21 protein-coding genes are annotated in these 24,888 nt (G+C 50.5%); 6 read left to right on the plus strand and 15 right to left on the minus strand.

Annotation, left to right across the window (positions count from 1 at the left end; translation table 11 throughout):
* The first annotated feature begins 75 nt into the window (after positions 1-75).
* Together FD737_RS01555 and FD737_RS23665 are read left to right on the plus strand one after the other, a co-directional pair.
* The gene (locus FD737_RS01555; RefSeq protein WP_160832522.1) at positions 76-1,419 is read left to right on the plus strand and encodes an aryl-sulfate sulfotransferase; all 1,344 of its coding nucleotides are present in this window, start codon (positions 76-78) and stop codon (positions 1,417-1,419) included.
* 152 nt (positions 1,420-1,571) lie between these two features.
* Positions 1,572-1,736 (plus strand): hypothetical protein, encoded by a 165-nt coding sequence (locus FD737_RS23665; RefSeq protein WP_166931753.1) that lies wholly within the window; start codon positions 1,572-1,574, stop codon positions 1,734-1,736.
* A 78-nt stretch (positions 1,737-1,814) separates the two neighbouring features.
* Here the strand turns inward: FD737_RS23665 and fumA are convergent, their stop codons facing one another.
* Positions 1,815-3,458 carry a class I fumarate hydratase FumA gene (gene fumA / locus FD737_RS01560; protein WP_097119217.1) on the minus strand — a complete coding sequence of 548 codons (1,644 nt, stop codon included), beginning with the start codon at positions 3,456-3,458 and terminating at the stop codon, positions 1,815-1,817.
* A 164-nt stretch (positions 3,459-3,622) separates the two neighbouring features.
* A complete protein-coding gene (locus FD737_RS01565) occupies positions 3,623-5,134 on the minus strand; it encodes an anion permease (RefSeq protein WP_034821926.1) in 1,512 nt (503 codons plus the stop codon).
* Positions 5,135-5,741: 607 nt separating this feature from the next.
* Here FD737_RS01565 and FD737_RS01570 point away from each other — a divergent pair.
* On the plus strand, positions 5,742-8,522 hold the full coding sequence (locus FD737_RS01570; RefSeq protein WP_097119218.1) for a flavocytochrome c: 2,781 nt from the start codon (positions 5,742-5,744) through the stop codon (positions 8,520-8,522).
* 134 nt (positions 8,523-8,656) lie between these two features.
* Complete coding sequence (locus tag FD737_RS01575; RefSeq protein WP_160832545.1) at positions 8,657-9,616, plus strand: FAD:protein FMN transferase; 960 nt, start codon at positions 8,657-8,659, stop codon at positions 9,614-9,616.
* Here the strand turns inward: FD737_RS01575 and dcuR are convergent.
* The 4 genes from dcuR to FD737_RS01595 form a co-directional block, all read right to left on the minus strand.
* Positions 9,610-10,329 carry a two-component system response regulator DcuR gene (gene dcuR, locus FD737_RS01580; RefSeq protein WP_160832523.1) on the minus strand — a complete coding sequence of 240 codons (720 nt, stop codon included), beginning with the start codon at positions 10,327-10,329 and terminating at the stop codon, positions 9,610-9,612. The two genes, FD737_RS01575 and dcuR, sit on opposite strands and share 7 nt — an antisense overlap.
* Positions 10,326-11,957 (minus strand): sensor histidine kinase, encoded by a 1,632-nt coding sequence (locus FD737_RS01585; RefSeq protein WP_160832524.1) that lies wholly within the window; start codon positions 11,955-11,957, stop codon positions 10,326-10,328. Before FD737_RS01585 ends, dcuR begins: the two co-directional genes overlap by 4 nt.
* Positions 11,958-12,087: 130 nt before the next feature.
* Positions 12,088-12,624: a peptide-methionine (S)-S-oxide reductase MsrA gene (msrA, locus tag FD737_RS01590; RefSeq protein WP_160832525.1), complete on the minus strand. Its 537-nt coding sequence runs from the start codon at positions 12,622-12,624 to the stop codon at positions 12,088-12,090.
* 64 nt (positions 12,625-12,688) lie between these two features.
* A complete protein-coding gene (locus FD737_RS01595; protein WP_202404438.1) occupies positions 12,689-13,255 on the minus strand; it encodes a flavin reductase family protein in 567 nt (188 codons plus the stop codon).
* Between the two features lie 107 nt (positions 13,256-13,362).
* Here FD737_RS01595 and FD737_RS01600 point away from each other — a divergent pair, with 107 nt between their 5' ends.
* Positions 13,363-13,866: an ATP-binding protein gene (locus tag FD737_RS01600; protein WP_160832526.1), complete on the plus strand. Its 504-nt coding sequence runs from the start codon at positions 13,363-13,365 to the stop codon at positions 13,864-13,866.
* A 64-nt stretch (positions 13,867-13,930) separates the two neighbouring features.
* On the opposite strand, the gene FD737_RS01605 is transcribed toward FD737_RS01600, so the two are convergent.
* Both FD737_RS01605 and FD737_RS01610 read right to left on the minus strand, forming a co-directional pair.
* Positions 13,931-14,359 (minus strand): hypothetical protein, encoded by a 429-nt coding sequence (locus FD737_RS01605; RefSeq protein WP_160832527.1) that lies wholly within the window; start codon positions 14,357-14,359, stop codon positions 13,931-13,933.
* A gap of 69 nt (positions 14,360-14,428) precedes the next feature.
* On the minus strand, positions 14,429-14,821 hold the full coding sequence (locus FD737_RS01610; protein WP_160832528.1) for a VOC family protein: 393 nt from the start codon (positions 14,819-14,821) through the stop codon (positions 14,429-14,431).
* A gap of 335 nt (positions 14,822-15,156) precedes the next feature.
* On the opposite strand from FD737_RS01610, the gene FD737_RS01615 reads away from it, so the two are divergent.
* Positions 15,157-16,146: a GTPase family protein gene (locus FD737_RS01615; protein ID WP_160832529.1), complete on the plus strand. Its 990-nt coding sequence runs from the start codon at positions 15,157-15,159 to the stop codon at positions 16,144-16,146.
* Between the two features lie 222 nt (positions 16,147-16,368).
* Here FD737_RS01615 and FD737_RS01620 read toward each other — a convergent pair whose 3' ends face one another.
* The 7 genes from FD737_RS01620 to FD737_RS01645 all read right to left on the minus strand — a co-directional run bounded on the left by FD737_RS01620 (position 16,369) and on the right by FD737_RS01645 (position 24,611).
* Positions 16,369-16,941: a hypothetical protein gene (locus FD737_RS01620; protein WP_160832530.1), complete on the minus strand. Its 573-nt coding sequence runs from the start codon at positions 16,939-16,941 to the stop codon at positions 16,369-16,371.
* 471 nt (positions 16,942-17,412) lie between these two features.
* Positions 17,413-17,871: a DUF6527 family protein gene (locus FD737_RS23795; protein ID WP_255491962.1), complete on the minus strand. Its 459-nt coding sequence runs from the start codon at positions 17,869-17,871 to the stop codon at positions 17,413-17,415.
* Positions 17,868-19,043: a ThiF family adenylyltransferase gene (locus FD737_RS01625; protein ID WP_160832531.1), complete on the minus strand. Its 1,176-nt coding sequence runs from the start codon at positions 19,041-19,043 to the stop codon at positions 17,868-17,870. The genes FD737_RS23795 and FD737_RS01625 overlap by 4 nt, the downstream gene beginning before the upstream one ends.
* Entirely contained in the window at positions 19,018-19,773 is a 756-nt protein-coding gene (locus tag FD737_RS01630) for a multiubiquitin domain-containing protein (RefSeq protein WP_160832532.1), read from the minus strand. Before FD737_RS01630 ends, FD737_RS01625 begins: the two co-directional genes overlap by 26 nt.
* Before the next feature lie 83 nt (positions 19,774-19,856).
* Complete coding sequence (locus FD737_RS01635) at positions 19,857-23,249, minus strand: UvrD-helicase domain-containing protein (RefSeq protein WP_160832533.1); 3,393 nt, start codon at positions 23,247-23,249, stop codon at positions 19,857-19,859.
* Positions 23,250-23,253: 4 nt separating this feature from the next.
* Positions 23,254-23,835 (minus strand): hypothetical protein, encoded by a 582-nt coding sequence (locus FD737_RS01640; RefSeq protein WP_160832534.1) that lies wholly within the window; start codon positions 23,833-23,835, stop codon positions 23,254-23,256.
* Positions 23,832-24,611, minus strand: coding sequence for an RNA polymerase sigma factor (locus FD737_RS01645; protein WP_237448719.1), 780 nt, complete (start codon positions 24,609-24,611; stop codon positions 23,832-23,834). Before FD737_RS01645 ends, FD737_RS01640 begins: the two co-directional genes overlap by 4 nt.
* Between the last annotated feature and the right edge of the window lie 277 nt (positions 24,612-24,888).

The following is a 24,888-nucleotide window of genomic DNA, read 5'->3' on the forward strand; positions in this document are numbered from 1 at the left end:
TCGGACTAATCCTGCCGCCATTCGCATCTACCCTAAAAGGGCGTTTTCTTTCTCCCTTAGTCAGGATGGTGAATCATGCGTATTGCGGCAACGTTGTCTGTCTGCCTGTTGTCTATCTCATTTGGTGCATCGGCCATTCCCAGTGCGTTTCTTACGGGCGTGACGTATTACGATCCCGCGCGTGCCTGGAACGGTTATGTGGTGATCCCCGGCAGCGATAACCAAACCCACTTAATTGATATGACCGGGCAGGAAGTGCATCGCTGGGCCTATGAAGGATTCCCGAGCTGGCCAATTCCCACTGATCGCATCAACGGCCAGCGGGGGCATCTGCTGGTACAGCTGGAGCGTCAGAAAGATCTCGATAAGGAAGCCAGCCCCGGCAACGGCATGGTGAATGCCAGCGTGGCGGAAGTGGACTGGAACGGTGCGGTACAGTGGCAATACGGCAGTCAGCAGCAGCCGGTGCATCAACATCATGAAATCCAGCGCCTGGCAGATGGCAACACCCTGGTGCTGGGCGCGGCACTGCGCCAGCTGCCCGGCTACAACTATCGCATCATCGATAATACGCTGGAGGAGCTGTCGCCGCAGGGAGAGAAGCTATGGAGCTGGTCGGTGGCCGATCACCTCAATGAGCTGGGTTTTTCTGACGCGCAACTGGCGATGATCCGTGACAGTCAGGACGCTGACTTTTTGCATATGAACACGGCGGCACCGCTGGGACCAAACCCGTGGTTTGATAAAGGCGATCAGCGCTTTGCCCCTGACAACATCCTGTTTAACTCGCGCAACGGCAACGTGGCCGTGATTGTCGATCGGCAGACGGACAAAGTGGTGTGGCGCATCGGGCCTGATTATCCAGCGCTGAAGCTGGATACACCGCTGCCGCGTCCGCTGGATCAACTGATTGGCGAGCACGATGTGCACATGATCGGACCGGGCTTACCGGGTGCTGGCAATATTCTGATTTTTGATAATCAGGGCAACGCCGGATTCCCGCCCACGCGGCAAGGATTCTTCTCCGCTTCACGCGTCATTGAAGTGAACCCGCAAACCAAACAAATCGTCTGGGAGTACACCGGCGAGAAATCGGGACAAGCGATCTCCACCTTCTACAGTGCCTATATCAGCAACGCGCAGCGCCTGCCGAATGGCAACACCTTGATCAACGAAGGGCAGAGCGGCCGCCTGTTCCAGGTGACACCGCAGGGCGCGATTGTCTGGGAGTACGTCAGCCCGTTTTACGGCAAAGCGATGCCGCGCGATCACTACAGTGGCAACACGGTGTATCGCGCCTACATGGTGGATTACCGCTGGGCACCAGATGGGACGCCGCACAGTGAGAAGGCGGTGACAGCAGATTGCATCCGTTATCCGGCGCTACCAGGTTGTCCGGCACTGACATCCTCACAGTAAGAAATGTGCGTTACTTCTTTAATCAGACTGTCATTTGGCCGTGACAGAGTGCCTGCATCACGAAAGCAGAATATTCCGCTACATTTGAGCCTGGTCTTGTCGATATAAGAGTGTAGGGAAAGTAAAGTCGCGCACCATTTTTAAGGAAAAACATGAACACATTGCATAAGTTTCAGGAACAGCACGATGACGTGCTGGATGCCGATGATCAGCACATCATCACGGTGAATCTGCCGGGACGTCAGGCGATCTACGTGATTGGTCAAAACGATGATGATGCCGATATGCTGTTAGACGTACAACTCGGTGCGATGTAAGCATCGCGCAGTGCTCACCCCATAAAAAAATCCGCAGCCATAAGCCGCGGATTTTTAGTTTTAGCACGGCTAAAAGCCTTACTTCACGCATGCAGAACACTGATTGTGGATCTGCTGGAAGAAGTCGTTGCCTTTGTCATCCACCAGGATAAACGCCGGGAAGTTCTCCACTTCAATCTTCCAGATGGCTTCCATTCCCAGTTCCGCGTACTCCACGCACTCCAGACTCTTAATACTCTGCTGCGCCAGCACCGCTGCCGGGCCGCCGATGCTGCCGAGATAGAAGCCGCCGTGTTTATGGCAGGCATCAGTCACCTGTTTGCTGCGGTTGCCTTTTGCCAGCATCACCATGCTGCCGCCGTGTTCCTGCAGCAGGTCAACGTAGGAGTCCATACGACCGGCAGTAGTTGGGCCGAGTGAGCCGGATGCATAACCTTCCGGGGTTTTCGCCGGGCCTGCGTAATACACCGGATGATCTTTGATGTACTGCGGCAAACCTTCGCCGTTGTCGATGCGCTCTTTCAGTTTGGCGTGGGCAATATCACGCGCCACGATAATGGTGCCGTTCAGCGACAGGCGGGTTGCCACGGGATAGGATGACAGCTGCGCCAGAATGTCACTCATCGGGCGGTTAAGATCGACATTCACCACTTCGCCTTCGCCCTGCTGACGCAGTTCTTCCGGGATATAGCGGCCTGGGTTATCTTCCAGTTTTTCGATCCAGATGCCTTCGCGGTTGATCTTGGCTTTGATATTACGGTCAGCCGAGCAGGACACACCCATGCCAACGGGGCAAGACGCGCCATGACGCGGCAGACGCACCACGCGAATGTCGTGGGCGAAGTATTTACCGCCGAACTGTGCGCCGAGGCCCAGCTCTTGTGAGGCTTTCAGCAGTTCCTGCTCCAATGCCACGTCACGGAATGCCTGACCGTGTTCGTTACCTTCGGTCGGCAGTGAATCGTAGTAGTGGGTGGAAGCCAGCTTGACGGTTTTCAGCGTGCTTTCTGCTGAGGTACCGCCAATCACAAACGCGATATGGTACGGCGGGCAGGCGGCAGTGCCAAGTGACATCATCTTATCAACCAGATAATTCTTCAGCTTGGCCGGGGTGATCAGCGCTTTGGTTTCCTGATATAGATAGGTTTTGTTGGCAGAACCGCCGCCTTTGGCGATGCACAGGAATTTGTACTCGTCGCCATCCACGCTGTAGAGGTCGATCTGCGCCGGCAGGTTAGTGCCAGTATTGACCTCTTTGTACATATCCAGCGCGGCGTTCTGCGAGTAACGCAGGTTGTCTTCAATAAAGGTGTTATAGACGCCTTGTGACAGCGCGGCTTCGTCGCCACCGCCAGTCCAGACGCGCTGGCCTTTTTTGCCCATGATGATTGCCGTGCCGGTGTCCTGGCAGGTCGGCAACACACCTTTGGCAGCAATTTCCGAGTTACGCAGGAACTGCAGGGCAACGTATTTGTCGTTCTTGCTGGCTTCGTCATCGGCCAGAATCGCGGCAACCTGCGCCTGATGCGAGGCGCGCAGCATGAATGAAGCATCATGGAATGCCTGCTTCGCCAGCAGCGTCAGGGCTTTCGGATCGACTTTCAACACCTCTTCGCCATCGAAGTTGGCTACTGAGACGTAATCGCGGCTCAGCAGATAGTATTCGGTATCATCTTTGGCGAGAGGAAAGGGATTCTGATAATAGAAGGGTTTGTTCGACATGTTGGCTCACTTAGCTTCGTGTCGCCTGTCAGAGTGGCAGGTGACAAATTAGGCGATCTGTTTTTTGATTTTCTCTCGCCAGCCCTCCGTAAGGACTGACTGGCGAGCATCATAACACTTTCACGGTACTGCGCGGCTCCGATTTTAACATCGGAGCAACATCATCAGAACATCATCACCATCCATGGGTAAGCGATAACCATCAGAGCAATCAGGAAGATGGCACCAAAGATGGTACCGAGACGCCAGTAATCTTTGGTTGGCAGGTAGCCGCTACCGTAATAAATCGGGCTTGGGCCGGTGCCGTACGGGGTGATGATACCCATCACACCTAAGGACACACACATCATCAGGCAGAACACTGGCATATTGATACCCGGAATCGAAGCGGCAATGGTCAGCATCGCTGGCAACAGCGCAGTTGTGTGCGCAGTGGTACTGGCGAACAGGTAGTGCAGTAAGTAGAAGGCCACCAGCAACACCACCGCCGAGACTTGTGGGTCATAGCCGTGCAGCAGCTGCGCACCTTCTTTACCCAGCCAGGCGATAAAGCCCACACGTGCCAGACCATCTGCCAGGGCGACCAGCGTGGCGAACCAGGCAAAGGTATTCCATGCCGCTTTGTTGCTGGTGATATCGTTCCAGTTGAGTACACCGGTCCACAGCATCAACACGATAACCAGCAGGGCGGCCATCGCCGGTTCAATCCATGCGGCAGCGAAGATCCACATCATCAGTGCTGAGACCACAAACACCAGCAGCAGGATTTCATTGCGTGACAGCTTGCCAAGCTTCGCCAGTTCAGCGGTCGCCCAACGTGGCACTTCGTCATTAACCTTCACTTCCGGCGGATAGAGCCAGTACGCCAGCAGCGGCATGGTGAGAATCAACAGCACGCCGAGCGGCAGGAAGGCGAGGAACCACATACCCCAGGAGATTTCGAAGCCCACCACGCTTTTTACCAGCGCCAGCGCCAGCAGGTTCGGTGCCAGTGCAGAGAGGAACATTGAACTGGTGATACAGGCGGCGGTGATAGCCACCCACATCAGGTAAGAACCAATCTTACGTGCGCTCGGGTCATTCGGTTTGGAACCGTACAGCGGCGGCAGGTTGGCGATGATCGGGTAGATGGTACCGCCGCTGCGCGCGGTGTTAGAAGGCGTAAACGGTGCCAGTAACAGGTCCGCGAAGGTGATGGCGTAACCGAGCGTCAGGCTGCGACGGCCGAGATATTTCACCAGAATCAGCGCCAGGCGGCGACCGAACTGGGTTTTATCGTAGCCAGCGGCAAACATAAAGGCACCGAAGATCAGCCAGACGGTGGAGTTGCCGAAGCCACTCACTGCCCATTTGAACGACTGTGCGGCGGTTTTGAACTTGGGATCCGCCAGTTCGGCCGGGCTGAACAGCACCCACTGGCTGAACAGCGCTATCACCACCACGCCAGTCAGGCCGATAACGGCACCGGGCAGCGGCTCAAAGATCAGCCCGACAATCACGCCAACGAAGATAGCAAAGAAGTGCCATGCGTAAGGTTCCAGCCCGGCAGGGGTCGGGACCAACAGCAACAGCACCGCCACAATGATCGGCAGGCACAACATAATCAGGCGATTCTTTTTCCCCGGCGCCGCAGGAGGCACTACGGGGGAGGCACTCTGGGTTGTTTGTGTGTTCATAGTTTTGTCTGCAAGTTAGGAAGAATGCGATTGATTGTCACGAACACACTGTTCTTTTGGTTTCAACATGCGTGCAGCAGATGAGTCGTGACAATTTAAATTTTGTTCTTTGATGAAACTTTGCTTTGCAAATTCGATACGCGAATTATCAATTGAATGCAGCTAAGATGCGATTAATTAAAATATCTCCTTTGATCTAGATCAATAAAAAATATGCACTGTTTTTTAATTTTTATCTTTTGCTTTTTATTTAACTTTCTGTCTGCTGTGGATTAAACGCTACAAAGTATCGAAACGCGAAAAATCGAGCAAAATGAGGCGGGTTGGAGGCTTTTATCTTTATGATAGTACTACATTTGTTTTAAAATGTAAGGAAAAAGTTGATTTTTGTCAAGTCTTGGTTAAAACTTATCGCAGCGCTAATTCCAGCAATGAGCATCAAATATCATTTCTAAACGTAAAACTTATATAACTAACAATCTGGGTTATGTAACTAAATAAAATGGTATATTTATGCCATGAAATCGGACCACTTAAATAATTATAAAGCCGCGCCGAACCGCCAAAGAATTGAATACACAATTTCTTAATTCTGGAGTTGCTCATTATGAATAAGCTCACCCCAATCCTTAACCCGCTAACGCTGCCGAAAGGTGCGGTGCTGAAAAACCGTCTGGTGATGGCCCCGATGACCACCTGTACCGGCTATTTTGACGGCGGTGTCACCAGCGATTTGGTCGAGTATTACCGCGTACGTGCGGGCAGTATCGGTACGGTGATTGTTGAATGCTGCTTTATTGATAACCGTGGCCCGGCTTTCCCTGGCGCGTTGGGTATCGACAGCGACAACAAAATTGCCGGGCTGGCGAAAATCGCCCATGCGATCAAATCTGAAGGTTCAAAAGCCATTCTGCAGATTTACCACGGTGGCCGCATGGTGGAACCGGCACTGATTGGCGGCAAAACCCCTGTTGCACCGAGCGCTATTGCTGCACCGCGTGACGGTGCCACCAAGCCGCAAGCGCTGACCGCTGAAGAAGTCGATGTGATGATCACCAAGTTTGGTGATGCGGTGAACCGCGCAATTAAAGCCGGTTTCGATGGCGTTGAGATCCACGGCGCGAACACCTATCTGATTCAGCAGTTCTACTCGCCTAACTCCAACCAGCGTGACGACAAATGGGGCGGCAGCCGCGATAACCGCGCGCGCTTCCCAATGGAAGTGCTGGAGATCACCCATAAAATGGCCGATCGCTTTGCGGCGGCTGACTTCATCATCGGTTATCGCTTCTCACCGGAAGAGCTGGAAGTTCCCGGCATCCGTTGGGACGACACGATGTATCTGCTGGAAAAACTGGCTGCGCGCGGTCTGGACTACGTGCACTTCTCCGTCGGACAGCTGCTGCGTCCATCGATTGTCGATACCAAAGATCCCACGCCCCTGATCACCAAATATCTGGCCGAACGCTCTGCTACGCTGGCGAAAGTGCCAGTGATTGGCGTGGGTGGTGTGGTGAATAAAGAAGATGCCGAGAACGCGCTGGAGCACGGCTTTGATTTGGTGGCGGTCGGTAAAGCCTGCATCGCCTATCCGGACTGGGCCGACCGCATCATCAAAAACGAGCACATGGAGCTCTACATCGACAGCACCAAGCGTGAGGCGCTGACGATTCCAGAACCGCTGTGGCGCTTCTCGCTGGTGGATGCGATGATCCGCGACGTCAGCGATGGCCATCGTAAATACAAAGCCGGGGTTTACCAGGCGAAAGTGGAAGCCGAAGCGCTGAAGCTGAAAATCAACGTCACCCTCGACACCGACCGTATCACTGATATCTCACTGGTGCCGGATCCCAGCCTGGATGTCGACTTTACCAGTACCTTTGAAAGCCTGCGTGAACGCATTCTGGTGGCGAACAGCCCGCACGTCGATGCCATCACCGGTGCGACCACACAGAGTGAGGCGCTGAAAAAAGCGGTCTCCCGCGCACTGACCACCTCCAGTAAAGAGTATGTGATTGAAGAGGGCGGTAACCCGAACGCACCGGTCAATTATGACGTGGTAGTGGTGGGTACGGGCGGTGCCGGTCTGGCGGCGGCGATTCAGGCGCACGATGACGGCGCACGCGTGGTGATCATCGAGAAGATGCCGACCATTGGCGGTAACACCATCAAAGCCTCGGTGGGCATGAACGCCGCCGAAACCCGCTATCAGAAACTGAAAGGCATCGAAGACAGCAAAGAGCTGTTCTACGAAGAGACGCTGAAGGGCGGTAAATTCAAAAACAATCCGGTGCTGCTGCGCGAGTTTGTTGAGCAGGCGCCGGAAGCGATTGAGTGGCTGGCGGCGAAAAATATCGAGCTGTGTGACATCACCATCACCGGGGGTATGAGCATCGACCGTACGCACCGCCCGGAAGACCGTTCTGCCGTCGGTGGCTTCCTGATCAGCGGCCTGGTGAAAAACGTCAACCAGCGCGAAATCGAAGTGCTGCTGGAGACTTCAGTTTCAGAGATCCTGGTGGAAAACGGTGCCGTTACCGGCGTCAAAGTGGTGGATGAGTACAATGACAGCCGCATTCTTAATGCGAAAAGCGTGATTGTCGCCACCGGCGGTTTCAGTGCTAACCGCGAAATGGTGGTGAAATACCGTCCGGAACTGGATGGCTTCGTTACCACCAACCATAAAGGTGCCACCGGTAGCGGTATCGCCATGTTGCAAAAAATCGGTGCGGATACCGTGGATATGGGTGAGATCCAGATTCACCCAACGGTTGAGCAGACTACGTCTTATCTGATCTCCGAAGCGATGCGTGGCGGCGGGGCGATTCTGGTCAGCCAGGCGGGTAAGCGTTTCTACAATGAGATGGAAACCCGTGACAAAGTCTCTGCTGAGATCATCGCACTGCCAGAGAAAAGCGCATGGATCGTGTTTGATGAGCAGGTGCGTGCCAACAACAAAGCGGCCGACGAGTATATTGCCAAAGGCTTTGTGATTAGCGCACCAACCCCGCACGAGCTGGCGGTCAAACTCAACATGGATCAGGAAGCGCTGCAAACCACACTCGGTCGTTACAACGAGTTCGTGGCGAAGCAGGATGATGAAGACTTCGGTCGTAAAACGGCGCTGCGTCACCCGCTGAATAAAGGCCCGTACTTCGCCATCCGTATCGCCCCAGGGGTGCACCACACTATGGGCGGTGTCACCATCAACACCGATACTGCGGTGCTGGATGCGCAAAAACAGGTGATTCCCGGTGCCTGGGCTGCTGGTGAAGTGGTCGGCGGTATCCACGGTGCGAACCGTATCGGCGGTAATGCAGTAGCGGATATCATCATCTTTGGTATCAAAGCCGGTCACAATGCGGCTAAACTGGCGTTAGGAAACTAATTAACGTTAATTACCCAAAATATTGCGTACCAGAGTAAGGCGTTAGAGTGTGAATTACGGTGACTGACAACCGTCGGTCACCGGGTGACATGCATAAGGCACTGGCGTGCAATATGGCGGGTAAACGAGGCTCTATGACCGAAGGCGTCTACTCTTACTCCGCTGTTCTGATGGGCTCCCCCATTCTGCTCAAACTGTTCGACGATAACCCCACCTTAGCCCGTCAGGTCTTCCAACTTATCAAGCAGCAGGAAAACCTGTTCACCGTCAATCGTGCCGAATCCGAAGTGATGTCGATCAACCAGGCAGCGGGACGCCATGCAGTGCGCGTCAGTGAGGCGGTGTTCCGCCTGATCAGCGTCGCACATGCCGTCAGTGTGTCACCCGGCAGCGCATTCAACTTCACCATCGGTCCGGTGGTCAAACGCTGGAAGATTGGTTTTCAGGGCCGTGCCGTGCCACCCGCCAATGAGATTGCCGCACTGTTGCCGCTCACCGATCCACATCAGGTGATCCTCAACGAGGCAGACCGTTCGGTGTTCCTGCAACAGCCGGGTATGGAGATCGATCTCGGTGCCATTGCCAAAGGCTATATCGCGGATGTGGTGCAGTCGTTTTTGCGCCAGCACGGCGTGCCGCAGGCGCTGATCAATCTCGGGGGCAATGTGCAAACCCTCGGTGCGCCACCACATGAGCCACAAGGCTGGAGCATTGGCCTGAAAAAGCCGTTTGGGCGTGAGGATGAACTGCTGGGCGTGCTGCAAGTGCAGGGCAAATCGGTGGTGACATCGGGGATTTACGAGCGCTATTTCGAACTGGACGGCAAGTGCTGGCACCATATCTTCGATCCGCACACCGGCTATCCGCTAGATAACGAGTTGCTGAGCGTGACGGTAATTTCCGACCGTTCGCTGGATGGCGACATCTACACCACGCTGCTGTACGGCATGGGCGTGGAGCAGGGACTGGCCTATCTGGCAGACCAGCCCGATCTGGATGCGGTGTTTGTGACGCGCGATCGGCAGATCATCTGCTCTTCACCGCGCCACTTCCAGTTCCAGCAGCGCGATTTCGCCTGGCAGCTGCGTTACTGACAGTATTGCTGCAACAGCGAATGGTATTCCGGCTGTAAACGATAGCGATACACCGGACGGCCGGTGGCGCCGTAATGAATGCTGGTGAACAGAATATTAATCTGCGCCAGCCAGATCAGATATTTACGGCACGACACGCGCGAAATATTCACTTCCGCCGCCAGCTCATCGGTGGAGAACTCATGGCCGGGATGGGCATCAATCCACTGACACAAGGTGCGCAGCGTCTGCGGCGTTAAACCCTTCGGCAGGCGCTTGTTGTCATGCTGCGTGGCCGGGTTACCATGGATCAACAGATCGACATCAGACTGCTGATAGTAGTGCTGATTATCCATCAGCGACTTCTTCTGCCGCCAGCTGGTGAGCGCCTCTTCAAAACGCGGGAACTGGAACGGCTTGATCAGATAATCCACCACGCCGTAGTGCAGCGAAGTTTTGATGTTTTCGGCATCGGCAGCGGATGAAATGATGATCACTTCCACCGAACTCTGGGCTTTGCGCAGTTCCGGCAACAGATCGAGGCCATTCTCTTGCTGCATGTAGATATCCAGCAGCACCAAATCAATCGGGGTGTCGCTGTTGAACAGAATCTCTTTGGCCTGCTTCAGGGTCGAAGCGGTTCCACAGCAGTGGAAGCCCTGAACCTGACCAATAAAAGAACGGTCCAGCTCAGCGACCATGGCGTCATCATCGACCACTAACACATTGATCATGCGGATTGGTTTCCTCCATCCCAGGGAAGTTGTACTAAAAATTGGGTAAATACGCCGGGTTCTGACTCAACGGTCACGCCGCCACCGAGGTTTTCCGTTTGCTGTTTCAGCAGGAACAGGCCCACACCACGGTTCTCTCCTTTGGTGGAGAACCCTTTATCAAAAATTGTCGCCAGATTGGCCGGCTCAATGCCGGGACCATCGTCACTCACTTCGCACGCCAGCCAGCCGTTCTGATAGTGCAGCATCACGTGGATCTCGCCTTCGGTCTGCTCGCTGAGCGCATCGATGGCGTTCTCCACCAGATTACCGACCACGGTGATCAGGGCCGCCATCTGGTCTTCGTTACCGCTGTCGGGCACATAGCTGGCATCGCTGATGGTCAGGCGATGACCGCAATCCGAAGCGCGATTGATCTTGCTCAGCAGGAAACCGGCAATCACCGGTGACTTGATGCGATCGAGCAAATAGCCAATCTCAGTCTGGTAATTATTGGCGGTTTTCAAAATATACGCTTCCACCTGCGCATAGTTTTTCATGTGCAGCAGGCCGAGGATCACGTGCAGCTTGTTCATGAACTCGTGCGAGCGCTCCCGCAACGCATCGACGTAGTTTACCATGCCCGTCAGACGCTGCATCAGTCGGCTGATTTCGGTCTTGTCCCTGAAAGTACAGACCGCGCCAATAATGCGTCCCTGGCTGCGTACCGGCACCGTATTGCACAACAGCAAGCGACCATTCACATTCAGCTCTTCATCACGACGCGCACGGCCGCTGTGCAGCACATCTCGCAGGTGTTGGTTGATCACCGAGGCATCATCAATGCCCTCGTTATCAATCATACCGCTGGACGACGGCTCATTAAGCAGGGTGCGCGCGGCCTGATTCACCAGCGTCACCTGCGCCTGATCGTCCATCGCCACCACGCCCTCTTTGACCGAGTTGAGAATTGCCTGACGCTGCTCAAACAGAGTGGAAATCTCGTAGGGTTCGAGGCCGAATAAGATGCGTTTCAGCACGCGCACCAGCACCAGGGTGCCAATCGCGCCTGCCAGCGTACCAATCAGAATGGTCCAGATAATGCTCCAGCGGCTTTCGTTGATCTGATCGGTCACGGCATCAAGGGAAATACCGATCGCCACTACGCCGATCTGCCGATCCTCCGCGTTATACACCGGGGTAAACACGCGCAGCGCTTTTGCCAGAGAACCTTTGTTCACCGAGACGTTTTCATGGCCGCGCAGGGCGGGCCCAATGTCTTCGCCGATAAAGTGCTTGCCGACCAGTTCCGGATTGCGATGAGAATAGCGGATACCGTCCATATTGGTGACGGTAATAAACAGCAGATTGTTGCTCTCTTCCACGGCTTTCGCGACGGGCTGAATATTGGCATTGGCCACCGGTTGCGTCAGCGCCTGCTGAATCTCCGGCGATCTTGCCAGCGTGCGGGCCACCGCCATGGCTTTATCTTCTAACTGGGCGCGGGTTGAAGCACCAATCTGGAAAAAATAGAACATGTGCACACTCAGCAGCACCAGCACGATCACCGCGCTGAGCATCAGCGTCACCAGCGTGTTGAGTTTCATGGGCCGCTTGCGCGCGGGGATTGCGGGTTGAGGCGTGGTCATCATCGCTCCCTGAAGAGAAGAGGGCGCTATTATGACGCTTTAATGCAAAAAGGTCGTCATAAATGACGACCTTTGATGGTGATAAGCGGACTGGATGCGGCGTGCAGAGGCCGCATCTTAGGGGGCTGGATTAGTCCTGCTTCACGCGGTTGGCAAAGCTCTTACGCAGCTTCTGCAGTTTCGGTGGAATCACCGCCATGCAGTAGCCGTTACGCTGGCCGGCGCCATCCCAGTAATCCTGATGATAATCTTCTGCCGGATACCACTCTTTCAGCGGCTCGATGGTGGTCACCACCGGCACGTTGAGATCGGCTTGCGCACGCGCAATGGCGGCAATCGCTTCGGCTTCCTGGTCTGGATTCGCCGGGAAGATCGCTGAACGATACTGGGTACCGACGTCGTTGCCCTGACGGTTCAGCTGCGTTGGATCGTGCGTCGCAAAGCTGATATCCAGCAGGTCGCCATATTTCACCTGCTCGGGATCGAAACCGACGCGGATCGCTTCGGCGTGGCCGGTGGCACCGCTGCACACCTGCTCATAGGTTGGGTTCGGGCGCTCCCCGCCGGTATACCCACTTTCGACTGACTCCACGCCAATCACATCTTTGAACACTGCTTCGGTACACCAGAAACAGCCACCGGCGATCACCGCATATTCGGTTGTCATTGTTATTACTCCTGTCAGGTCGAAAGCGTTACTGTGAGGGCGCTCGAAGGTGAATTCAAGCCGCCTAAATTAACATTTCTGGCTTAAAATCATGGTGCTTGTCGAGCACGCTATTGCTCATTACGGTAAAACGTCCTTCGCCAGTGTAGTGCAGCGTCGGCGGAAATTCCGGTTTATCGGCCACGTGCGCTTTAACGATTTCGAAAATAAAGAAGCCGTAGTTATTCACCATCGAATCGTCATACAGCTGACACTCAAAGCTGGCGAAGCACTCATCGATCAGCGGCGCATTCACCACTTTTGCCGGTTCTGGCGTGAGGTGAAAGGCATCGAACTTATCGAGGCGATCGCCATGGCAGTTACCAATCGCCACCACGCTATCCACCAAATTCGCCGAGGGGATGTTAATTACGCACTGTCCGCTTTGCCGAATCATCTCATGGCTGTAGTTGCCGTTGGCGATCATGCAGCCCACCAATGACGGCGAGAACTCCAGAATGGTGTGCCAGCCGAGCGTCATGATGTCGTGGTGATCTTCAAATTGCGAACTCAGCAACACCACCGGACCAGGTTCCAGATACTTCCGCGCCTTGCTGACCGGAAAGTCGATTTTATGCAGGCGTTGACTCATCATGCGTCTCCTTATTTTTTGCAGAGATAGCGTAAGTGTAGATGTCAGGCTTTACTGGACCGGCATTTAACGGCATGGTAGAGCGTCATTTTATCTGGAGCTGGCTAATGGAATCTGCGTCTGTGTCCACATCTCGTCCTGTTTTGCATCTGCTGTGCGGCAAAATCGCTGCCGGAAAATCCACGCTGGCGCACCAACTGGCCCAACAAACTGGCGCGGTGATTATCAGCGAAGACGCCTGGCTGGCACATTTGTTCGCCGAAGAGATGCAGGATGTTGCGGACTACGTGCGTTGTGCGGGCAAGTTACGCAATGCGATGACGCCGCATCTGATATCGCTGCTGCAGTGCGGTGTGTCAGTGGTGCTGGATTTCCCGGCAAACACAGTCGGCCAACGTCAGTGGATGAAGGCGGTGATCCAGAGTGCACAGGCGGAACACCAACTGCACTTTATCGATGTGCCGGATGCGGTGTGCAAAACCCGTTTGCATGCGCGCAACGCAGAAGGTGAGCATGACTTCGCGGCCACCGATGCGCAGTTCGAGGTGATCAGCAGCTACTTCGTCGCACCGCATGCGGATGAAGGGTTTAATGTGGTGGTGCACGGTTAAGACTGAAGATGACTGGCTGGGTATTTGTGCCTGTCATCTAATATTGGCCCCTCAAAGTTTCCAGCTATTTATTGAGATGATTGATGATTCTTTTGAGGGTGTTGTAGGGGCCTTCAAGCGTGATGTCATTACCATCGTTACTTATATAAATACGCTGAGTTTTGAATCTTCGGTATTTCGCTATCTGCAGCTCATAATAACCTTGCTCAGTTTGCTCATAATGGTATTTCTCCAAAACTGAATCCAGGTCGCTTTGGCGAATGGGGGTCTTAAATGTAAGCCACGCAATATTAGTAAGCCAAAAGCTTGCTGCAAGCCCGCATAGCATACCGGTAAAGCCACCTGTGATATTGCCATGAGTTAATTGGGGTAATAGCCATTTGATCACGCCTGAAAGGAATAGGCCGATGAGAATAAAAAATGCAATTCTGAATCGGTCCTTTTGCCATTGTTTTATCAGACCAAGGCGATGAAGCGAATAGTGAAATTTCAATTTTTGACTCCGTTCAAAATGTTAATCCGTTATTGATTATAGCGTTATCCATTCCTGACTGGCGAATCGTTATCCCGCGTTTTCCAATATCTGTTTTGCCTGCGTATATTCCCAGGACGTTATTTCAATCTTGTTGCCATTGAGATCGCTGAAGTACAGAGACATGGAGACATCGTGATCATTGACGGTATAAGCGATTTTGTTGGACTTTAGGGTAGATATCAGTTCGAGAAACGCGGATGCCTGCACGGCAAAAGCCATGGTATGGCCTGGGTGCTGGGATTTTCTCAGGAAGAGGGAAAGCGATGCGCCATTATTCCTGATGACCAGCGGCCCTCCCTGTTCAAACCAGAAGTACAGGGAGCTATCGCGGGTGAAGCCAAGGATTTCCTGATACCAGTGCTCTGCTTTATCGATATCGTCAACGTAGACGTGGATATGGTCGATTTTGGTTATGTTCATGGTAAGTTCTCCTTGATTAGTGCTCTTGAGATGTTTGCCGAAGTTTCTGGGATTCACAACATGGATAGCACAGGGGACATGAGATTTGGGGCACATTTATGTTGTTAAACCGGTGACTGGCGTGGGGCGGGGTGATGGGAAGGTCCGCTGTTAGCGCAGGCTGAGCGAGGGTTGGACATTGATGACAGCATTCTATGTTAATTAACAATAAACACATCAGAACGTCCAGTCCATGTTGAGCATCCTAAAGTTTTAATTAAAGTTGCCGATATCATATCCCATAGGTTTTTTTGATTAAAAACTGCTATTTATCGATAACAAGACATGGAGGACTTATGGTTTTAAATGTAAAAGTATTCAAAGGCGCAAGTGAGTTTTTAGAAAAATCAAAAAGTGAAACAAATAGATCGGAAGGTCCAGCGATCGAAAATGGAAAAATATCAAAAAATAAAATCAAACCATCTAAAATTCTCGATGAAATTTTATCTACACTTCCGCCAGAAATCTCGCGCTACACGAAAAAGAAACTCACTGAAGTTATAGATTACGAACCTCGCATTGGTGTAATGGGTAAAACGGGAGTTGGCAAATCTTCATTGTGCAATGCTATTTTTCAACAAGATGTGTGTAAGGTTAGCCACGTAGAAGCCTGTACAAGAGAAATAGAAGAATTGCAGATTGATGTAGGAGGCCGAAAGCTGACCATTGTTGATTTACCGGGAGTGGGTGAAAGCAAAGAGAGAGATGTTGAGTATAAGTCTCTTTATGAGGAACAGATACCAAACCTTGATTTGATCCTTTGGGTTATTAAAGCAGATGACCGGGTTCTTGCACCTGATGAAGAATTCTATAAAAATGTAATCAAACCTCTCAAGGCTGAAGATAAGATACTATTTGTCATAAATCAAGCAGATAAAATTGAGCCGTCCTTCGAATGGAATCGTTTAATGAATAGTCCTTCTACGGCCCAAATACAAAATTTAGAAACAAGAGAGATGTATATTTACGAAAAGCTATTTGAAACAAGCAATGGCTGTGTTGCTGTCTCAGCGCCCTTGAATTACAACATCGGTAATCTTGTGAAGAAGATGGTGCTTAGACTGCCAAAAAAGTCAAAAGCAGGCGTGTATAGCACGCTACGAGAAGAATATAAAAGTGAAGAGATTAAGAAAGAATCCAAGGATGGTTTTAATGAAACTTTAAAAGGAGTCTTAGATCATGTAATTGATTCCGCTCCAATTCCTGCAATATTTAAAGAACCTCTAAAGAAAGCAAAGGATTACATTTGCAACAAAATCTCTAGTTTCTTCAGTTCCTGGTTTTAGAAAAGAAAGGGTGCTAAATCATCAGTACCCTGAATCACTTACATGTATCTATTATTGAAATACAGTACGATTGGCCTGCGCACTCTAAACTGTAACGCCATTAATCAAAAATTTATTATATCAATGAGTCATGACTATACTGGTTCAACTGATATCTAATTTATTAGGGAATCCTAGTCATTCTCATATAAATTAGGGGGATGTTACCGTTACCAGAGAAAATCAGATTATTATAAGGCCAATTTTCGGGCATTTATCTTGATGTGATGCTCCTCGGCACGAGCATAGGTACACCACTTCGTGAAAGATTTTGGAGTACTGCTTAATTTCCTCCTGGGCCCGGTCAACAGTCAAAGTATGGAAGGAGTGATAAAAACCCACGCACCAGAATGAACGCTGCTTAATTTCAGTTTCAATATAATGTGATTTAACGATTGAATTCACTTTGGTTATGTCACCCAACATTCCTTTCACTAATGTTGTTGCTTTCACTGCCCGCTTGAACTCAAGATATATGTACTGATCCTTTGCAGTGTTAGGCTTTCTGAAAATCAAATCGACAAACATGTAAAAGCGATTCAGTTTACTTCTTTTATCTGATTTGGCTTTCAACTCCCTTCTAGTATGAAAACCCTTTTGATCTAAAAGAAAATATTCAAACTCTATTTGAAACCACTTTTCCCAGTCGTTATATTCATTGTCAATCACATGGGAGAATCTAGCTTTTATTTCCTTTTTCTTTATGAATTCTAATAGTAGGTTTTTTACAAGCTTGAAATCTTCAGTCTCACTCATTGCAGACACCATAAATAATAAAAGGAAATTTTAATAGAAAGAAAAACATTAATCAATTGGCAAGTAGATATGGTTGCGATGGGCCCACCATAAGGCAAATTTATATGATAAAATGTATGGAAATTATTCTTCCGCAGCTAAATTGATTGTTACAGTTCGGACTTGAGTAACGCCCGCTTTTGGCTGTGAGTTCAATCTGTGTGTTGAATTCATTGGTTGAACTCACAGCACTAAGTTGCCATCGTTCCCAAATATAATAAATACACAACTCATATATTGGGTATTAATCAGTGGAGAGAAGATTACGTCAAAAATCATATCTGCGGTTTATACCTGTATGCTTTTATGACATTCCAGCATACCGGTCCATAGCCAGACCGATGAACTCGCCTGTTGAACAAGCTGAATGTAAACTGCCCAGAGTCATGTTTTTCAGATCTGATAGTTTTGAGTACTGTTAAAGTAATTGCCCTAACTCAGCCACTTCCTTATCTTATTCCAAAGAGATAATGGCTCGGTTCTTGTCCCAGACGGCTCCTCAGTTGGCTCCTGTTTCAGCTCTTCAGATGCTTCCGTCGCATTAGTCTGCGCGTAATAACGCTTCTTAGCCGCTTTATCTCGACGCATCTCTGCATCGATTTTGGCTTTATCCCAAGGAGGTGCTTCCAGTACGCGGTTACACTGGATTACATAGTGAGATCGACAGGGTAAATTCCAGTTTCCCACTGATGGCCACAGCGACACGGTTTCGCCATCGAAAGTCAGCTTCCAGTCAGTTGGGGTCAGAGGCGTTACTACCTCATGCCCGCAACCACAACAGCAACTGTGAATCACTGTGCCATACTCCATGGAAACATACAGGATACTTGGTTCAATTTCTCGCGGAATCCCTTTAACGAAACACGGGGTCAGTTGGTTATGGCGTATCATAGTAAGTCACCATTCAGTAACATATTCCCGTCAGTCGTATATGAACAGTTGTGTTCATTTTCAAGATCACGATAAAACCCGAATAGTTTCTTCCATTTGATGACGGCAAGTGCCGCATTCAACATGTTTAACTCGGCGACTTGAATATTTGAAGCGTAAATGTTTTCTGCGCCACTCTCCTTAAAAGACACACGTGTGCGAATGTGATCTCGTTTCTCTGGAGTACTGGTTGTCACCCTCAGGATGCCACCCAGCGATCCGTCCACCAGCTCGAGCCCCATTCCCACGTCTATGAATGACACGCCCATATCTTCCAGCTTCTGCATCGCTAAGCGTTTTGGCTCGCCTGCGTCCATGCAAAGGAAGGCAAAGGTAATTCCGTCCAAGAGAGTAAGACTATCCTGGCTTATCTGTACTGCAAACGTCACGATACGACGGTGCATCTGACCGTAAATTCCCGCCAGGTAATCCACTTTCTTCGGCACTTCCCTGAGAATGTTAATCGGCGGGGCGCCGGGGGCGCGAAAAGCGTTGTGCTGAAGAAAATCATCACCATCGATGAGACATATCTCACTGACTGGTGTTTTAGCTATCTGGTCCAGTATATAGGAACCTGTACCACCCACACCGATGATGGCAATGTGCTGACCTTCAAGTCGTGCAGTTAATGCCCCGATCCCGACCCGGTCAGATGCAGTTTCAAGATAGTTAAAGACGCCCCCATCCTCCTCATCAGGGGTTTTAAAAACACGTGGGCTAACGCCAGGTTTGAGGGTTGCGGCGTGGCCAGAGATGATCGTCGCATAGGTGGACATCTTCTGATAGTAGTCACTGTAACCTTCAGGACCAGGTTTACTGGAGAATAAGTGCTGAGCAGACAGTCCATGCCCAAGATTTACCGCTTCACTCTGATTAAAAATAGCCTGAATGCGCACCCCCTGGGAAGTGCATGGAAATTCTCCATCAAAGTGAATAGTGTGTGGTTCAGGTTTTTGAGTAGCGTCTCCAGACAGGCAAAGACTCGATATGAGCGTGCCGTTTTTGACTTCCTGTTGCGCGTTAACGTACGGAACGTCACGCATAACCAGAAAGCCACCCACAATTTGTACGTGATAACCTTCTTCGCGCAAGCGCTTCAGATCGCTATTAAGATTGAATAGTGCGGCCGACATTGATTACGCTCCCGTTTTTCACGTTGATATAGGCACCTGCAGCTAACTCACCACTGTGTGGTTTTGAGTCCGCCCCACGATATGTGATTGAATAAACAATCTCTGCAGTTGGGGCTTCGCCTGGATATGCGATAGCCACAAATTGCTCGAAAGTTTGATGGCTATCGCTGACCTGAACTTCACGTCCGTTAACGACGATATCAATCTTTGGTTTACGCTTTGGCGCCGTTATAAAGTGTTCAATGCCCGGCGTCGTAAGATCCACCGCCTCATTCGGTTCAATCTGGCGATCATCACCGCCACGGACAACCATAAATACAGCATCGCCATCGGCTGGTTTTGCCAGCTCATAAAGTGCTGCTCCAGAAATTGCAGGCTTTCCCCACGATACCTGGCTGTCGTTTACGGTAAGTTTGAAATCACGATCGGTCTGGAAGGCTACGAACCGTTCAGCGCCACGACCGCGTAAATCGAAAGGTTCATCAAGTCGCAGATCTTCAAAGTCGCCCGTCTGAAGAATAGCGAAGAGGCTGTAACCATCATTTACACGCAGGCCTGCGGCAATCAGAATCTGACGCCCCAGTGGAACTGGGTCATTGATCTCAATTGCGTGAAAATCCAGGTTTTCCTGCGCAAACAGGATGCGGTAGGCATTTGCCGGACGCAGTTCACGGCCTTCGCGAATCGCTTCTCCGACATCATCGATATTGTTAATATTTTGGCTGTTCATCTTATGCATGTCCTTGAGTTTGGCCAGACGATGTCTGGCTCTAATACTCAATCGATGCAGCGTTACCAAAGCGGTAAATTATTTTAGATTTTTTTTTGAAGCGAGCCTGGCGGTGTCAATCCGCATACGAAAAATGCCGGGCAGGAGGGACAAACACGGGATGACGATTCGGCGGGAAATACCCCCCGACCTATAGAGTTCAGGGCATCAAGAAGCTTTTCCTGCCGGTTATGCAGCACCTTAGTGGTCAGTTCAACCGGCGTTACAGTCTTATCAGAAAGATGAACTAACTCAACTATCGCGTCAGGAAAGGCTCTCCTTGCTGCAAGTACAAAAGCGGCAGCGCTAAGGTCCGACTCTTCTTTATCTCTTTTGTGTCCGGTTCTGACCCGGCGAAACGTACGTCGGCCATCTGAGTGAATCAGCACATCGTCAGGTTGTACGGTGACAGGAATATTCCCAAGCTTAATCGTGAGTACACTGGGTGTTTCAGGTGAATGGCCTTCGCGAATTGAACTGAAATAGCTCACCATGTCTATTGCCAGAGATTTAAACTCAGGGGCATATCCGTGCTCAGCCAGACCTTCAGCTTCGAGGGCCTGCTCAACGCTGCCTTCCATATTTGTTGATATTGTCGACTCCGCCTCGATCATATCTCTGAACACATTTCGGACAGCATCGTGCATTTTTGAGAATGGAGTGGGCGTCCGCCGTCCGCCAATCTGAAGGACGTGAGTATAGAAGAATCGTCGCGGACATGACTCATAGAGTGATACCTGATCGCCACTGAGCTTGAGGTCTCCATCTACAGCCCAGTCTATTGGTAACGATTCGGGTGGCTCAATGACCGGATGATGCGGTTCAGTGTTCATTTGAATCAGATCAGGCTCAATACGGTCCAGATACTCGGATTTCCTTCGTGCACTACCTGCAGCGTTTCGCAGTGCGGCATAGAGAAATAGCTGGTCCTTCGCTCTGGACAATGCAACGTAGAATAAGCATTCTCTCTCCGCCTTGTGCTCCAGACTGAGCTGCTCTTTGTTATTAGACTTTCTACCGGCGATCATTCCATCGGGTGGCGGGCAGGGTTGCTTTTGTGTAAAGCCAGGTAAGGTATCTGCATTCATGCCCGGTATATGAACTACAGGGAATTCCAGACCTTTCGCACCATGAATGGTCATGAGTCGAACAGCGTCAATGCTTTGTGCTGCTACCGGGAGTTGCCGGAGGTCACGATCGTCCCCGAGTCGGACTAAACGACGGATGCGATCTAATGTGCGGGTGATAAATAATCCTTCGCCAGTTGAGGGTTGGACTCGCAAGAAATTAAGTAACTGCCAGGTTGCAATACATTGGGAGCGGTTACTGCTAGCTGGAGACATTGCCATGCGGGCGACTATGCGTGTCCTGTCTAAAAGCACAGTTGCCAGCACAGTCCAAGGTGAAGTCGCTCCGTTATAACCATCCAGTGCTTTAATCAGTCGCTTTATGACAGCATGGCCATTCTCAGAGATTTGGAACTGATCTGTTTTTTCTCTCCAGTCCCCTTTGTCATCTTGTTCACGCAGGCAGGCAAGTATATTGCCGACATCTTCCAGCGACATTGTAAATTCTGGCAGGCAAGCCATTCGCACCAAGCCCATTGCGCGGCGATCCACCAGAAGGGAAAGCAGCGACAGCCAATCCTTAATCTCGGGACGCTCGAAAACACTCCCCAGGAACAGAATAGGGATGCCTAAGCGTTCGAGCTGTTGCCCGATTTCTGAGAGTTTTTCATTACCTGTGCAGAGAACGGCCTGATCGCGATATGGATATCCGGCCCCCAGCATTTCCTGTATCGCGTCTGCAAGAGCAGGTGACTGTTGGATGCCTTGTCCCACAAAGCGAAGCTCGGGTTTGCAGGCATTACTCTCCCGGTTCGGGTGTAGCCCACTTTCAGCATCCCCCACTGCCATGCCCACCGCAAATCTCGAAAATGCTGAAACTATTTCAGGTACCGATCGATAGTTCGTTTTTAACCGATATCGCATCCCGCCTGGAAAATCTTCATTCCCAAAGCGCGTCATGTTAAATGAAGAAGCACCTCTGAAACGATAAATTGACTGTTTAGCATCCCCAACTGCCCACAGGTTCTCCCCCTCACCACATATGGCTTTCAGCAGTCGCACGCTGCTGTGGTTGACGTCCTGGTATTCGTCCACCAAAACATGTTCATAGGTAGACTGGATATGAGAGCGAATGGCCTCATTATCTTCAAGCAGTTTTACAGGTAATGAAACCAGGTCCCCAAAGTCTATACATTCAGACTGTTGCTTGAGGCTTTCATAAGCTGCATACACCTTGGCGACTTCAATCGCTTTCTCTGCTTCAAGGATGGCATCAGTCTCAACAGCGCTATCGCGCATGGCCTGCGCTAGTCTCAGGTAGGTGCTTGCATCGACTACTTCATCTTTAGCGCGTGATATGCCGGTGAGAAAGTCAGCGATAATCCGGCTTGGATCATAAATATTGCGGTAATAAACCAGTCCTAATTTAGGGAACTCATGCTCCAGCAGTTCTACTGCTTCTGTACGGTCCAGCATTCGGGGAGCTTGCGGCAGATTCAGTTTATCGTGAAACCGGCGAACCAAATCGAGGCCGAATGAGTGGAAGGTACCTATCCACATCGCAGCTGCCGCTGCGCTATCAACACACGCAATCCTTTCAGCCATTTCTCCAGCAGCTTTATTTGAAAAAGTCAGCAGGAGAATTTTACGGGGATCAACCCCTTCATTTAGCAGTCCTTTAACACGGCCTACCAGTGTCTGTGTTTTTCCTGTGCCAGGTCCGGCTTCAAGCAGAAAGGCAGCACCACGATGAGCTGCGGCTTCTGCCTGTTCATCGTTTAAGGGGAATTCAATTGCTGGCTTTTGATAGTCAGGCAAAGTTGGGGGCAACAGTAGTGCATCAAAAAGTTGCTGGGCAACGACGTCAAACGGCGCGCCAAGCCTTTCGGCAATACTTGTAGCACTTTGGCCTTCCAGATAAAGCGCGCTGACAAAATGTCTCGGCAGCAAAAATTCGCGCGCAAACAGATCCATCTGGACCTCTCTTCGTTGTCTGCGGCTGTAATCAACGACTCGTTCAACTCCCAGAGGCGAGGTCTCCGATGTCCTTGTGGGATCTATCGTATAACTCGCCTCATCTTCTTCGACGTCATCTCCAAGTTCAGCATGACCAATCTCATGAGCGACGAGGAATGCTTGTTCAAAAAGAGTTTCGCATTTTTCGTGGAGAATAAACTTCTGCTCCGGGATAAAGCGAGCACGTGCACCCCTCAGGTTTGGCGATCCTTTTCTGGTACACTCCACATCAAGGTCTCGCCTGTTTGCTTCTGCAACAGCGAATTCATAGGGTGCCCATGGATTATGTCCTGAAGCAACGGCTTGGTCATGTAGAGCAGCAGCGGCCTTGCGAGCCAGTTCCACGGCTTGCACGTTATCAATCCTCTTCCATTAAGTGGCTGATATCATCCTCAGGCCAGTCAGCATCCCGAAGCAGTTGTTCAAAAGTAATCTTTTCTGCATCACCCGGTTTAGTGTTGGACTTATAGCTCCCTGCAACCTCAATGTGTGGCTGTTTGAGGGATGTAAACAGGTGCTGAACGCTTGTCTGAAGTTTTTCAGCAAAGCTGATCATAACCTTCTGGGGAACAGACTCGGCAATTACGTTTCGCTCTTTAAATGCCATAATAACCTGCCGGGGGAGATTGAGCGATTTAGCGAGATGACGCATTTCCTGAGCCGGGATATCTGCGAAGGGGTCAATTGCTGTTTTCCCCGGTGACGTCTGGATGCGAGTGACAGCAGAATTAATTAAGCGGCGCTCGGACTCATCTAAAGGTAAGGGGGCTTCGTCTTCGATTGAAACTCTGGCAATCTGTCGAGACAAATCTATGAGGTCATTGGAAAACTCAGGGAAGGCTGCAAGGTACTTTTGCAGAGTAGCTTTTCCCACATCATGCTCTATGGAAAATGACTCCAGTACCTCTTCCAGGGATGCCTGAGGTGAAAGTCCGGTCATAATATGCCCCCTTTTAGCAGTGAACGAAGACGTGCAAACGCCTTATTTTTTTGATTATGGATGGTTTTTTCCGACTTGTTTAGAGCTTTGGAAATCGTCATCTCTTGAGGGTCGATGGAGTCTACTCGAAAATCTAATCGGATCATCTCAATGATTCGCTTTTGTAGATCAGGTAAAGTCTCAATCGCCGCATCAAGCTCGCGACGGTAATGAAAATGATTGAGATCTGTTTCTTCAAAAGGATTAAAAATTTCAGAAGCAGTTTCAACCTCTGTAGTAATGTCCTCTGAATCATCGTACTCGAGCTCAGTATTCCTGTTATCCGACCGGTAAAACCTTTCCTCAGCATCTTTTTTTAAATTTGAAAAGGCCAAATCAAAACGTACTTCGAACATATCCAACCGATCTTCATACCCTGCTTTATCAAGCATAAGCATCTCAACGATACGGTCAAAGACACTCTCCTGAATGTCGCTGTTCAGCATTGATAGAGAACTCCCACCAGGATTAGCGGCTCGAGGAAGCTTCCTGAAAATACGTTCTGAGAGGATCCTGAAGAGAGGATCAAACAGAGCCTGGTTAATCAATGCGCTGCGCCGAACGAAGTAAAGAAGACATTCACTGGGCACATATTGCGGATGTGTTTTGCTCTGCTTACACAACTGAATCAGATTTTCATCCGTGAATGTGACCAGTTCTGCCAACCTGGCTTCAATCTCAGGAATGCGTGTATACAGCTTTCCACCCTCGGTTTGTTTTTGAAGAGGAATGATCAATGCAACCTCCATGATAATGCTTGTGTGTTGAATAAGTGCTTTCTGCGATAGTGAAGGGGCGTAAGGTTAAAGAAGCACAATTATTAATTTCCGGCGTTATTATCATTTCACATCTAGCAGTCTACTCTTGTTTGGTGGTCTAAAAGACACTTATCAGTTCGTGATTTAGCTCGGTTTCACTCCTCAGCTTTTGAGAATGTTGAATTAACGAATCGCATCGGCCACATGCTATTAAACCTACATGGTGTTGGTTATGCTGAATGTACCGGATCCAATG

The sequence above is a fragment of the Pantoea sp. Seng genome (genome assembly GCF_009829935.1).
Taxonomy (GTDB): Bacteria; Pseudomonadota; Gammaproteobacteria; order Enterobacterales; family Enterobacteriaceae; genus Pantoea; species Pantoea communis.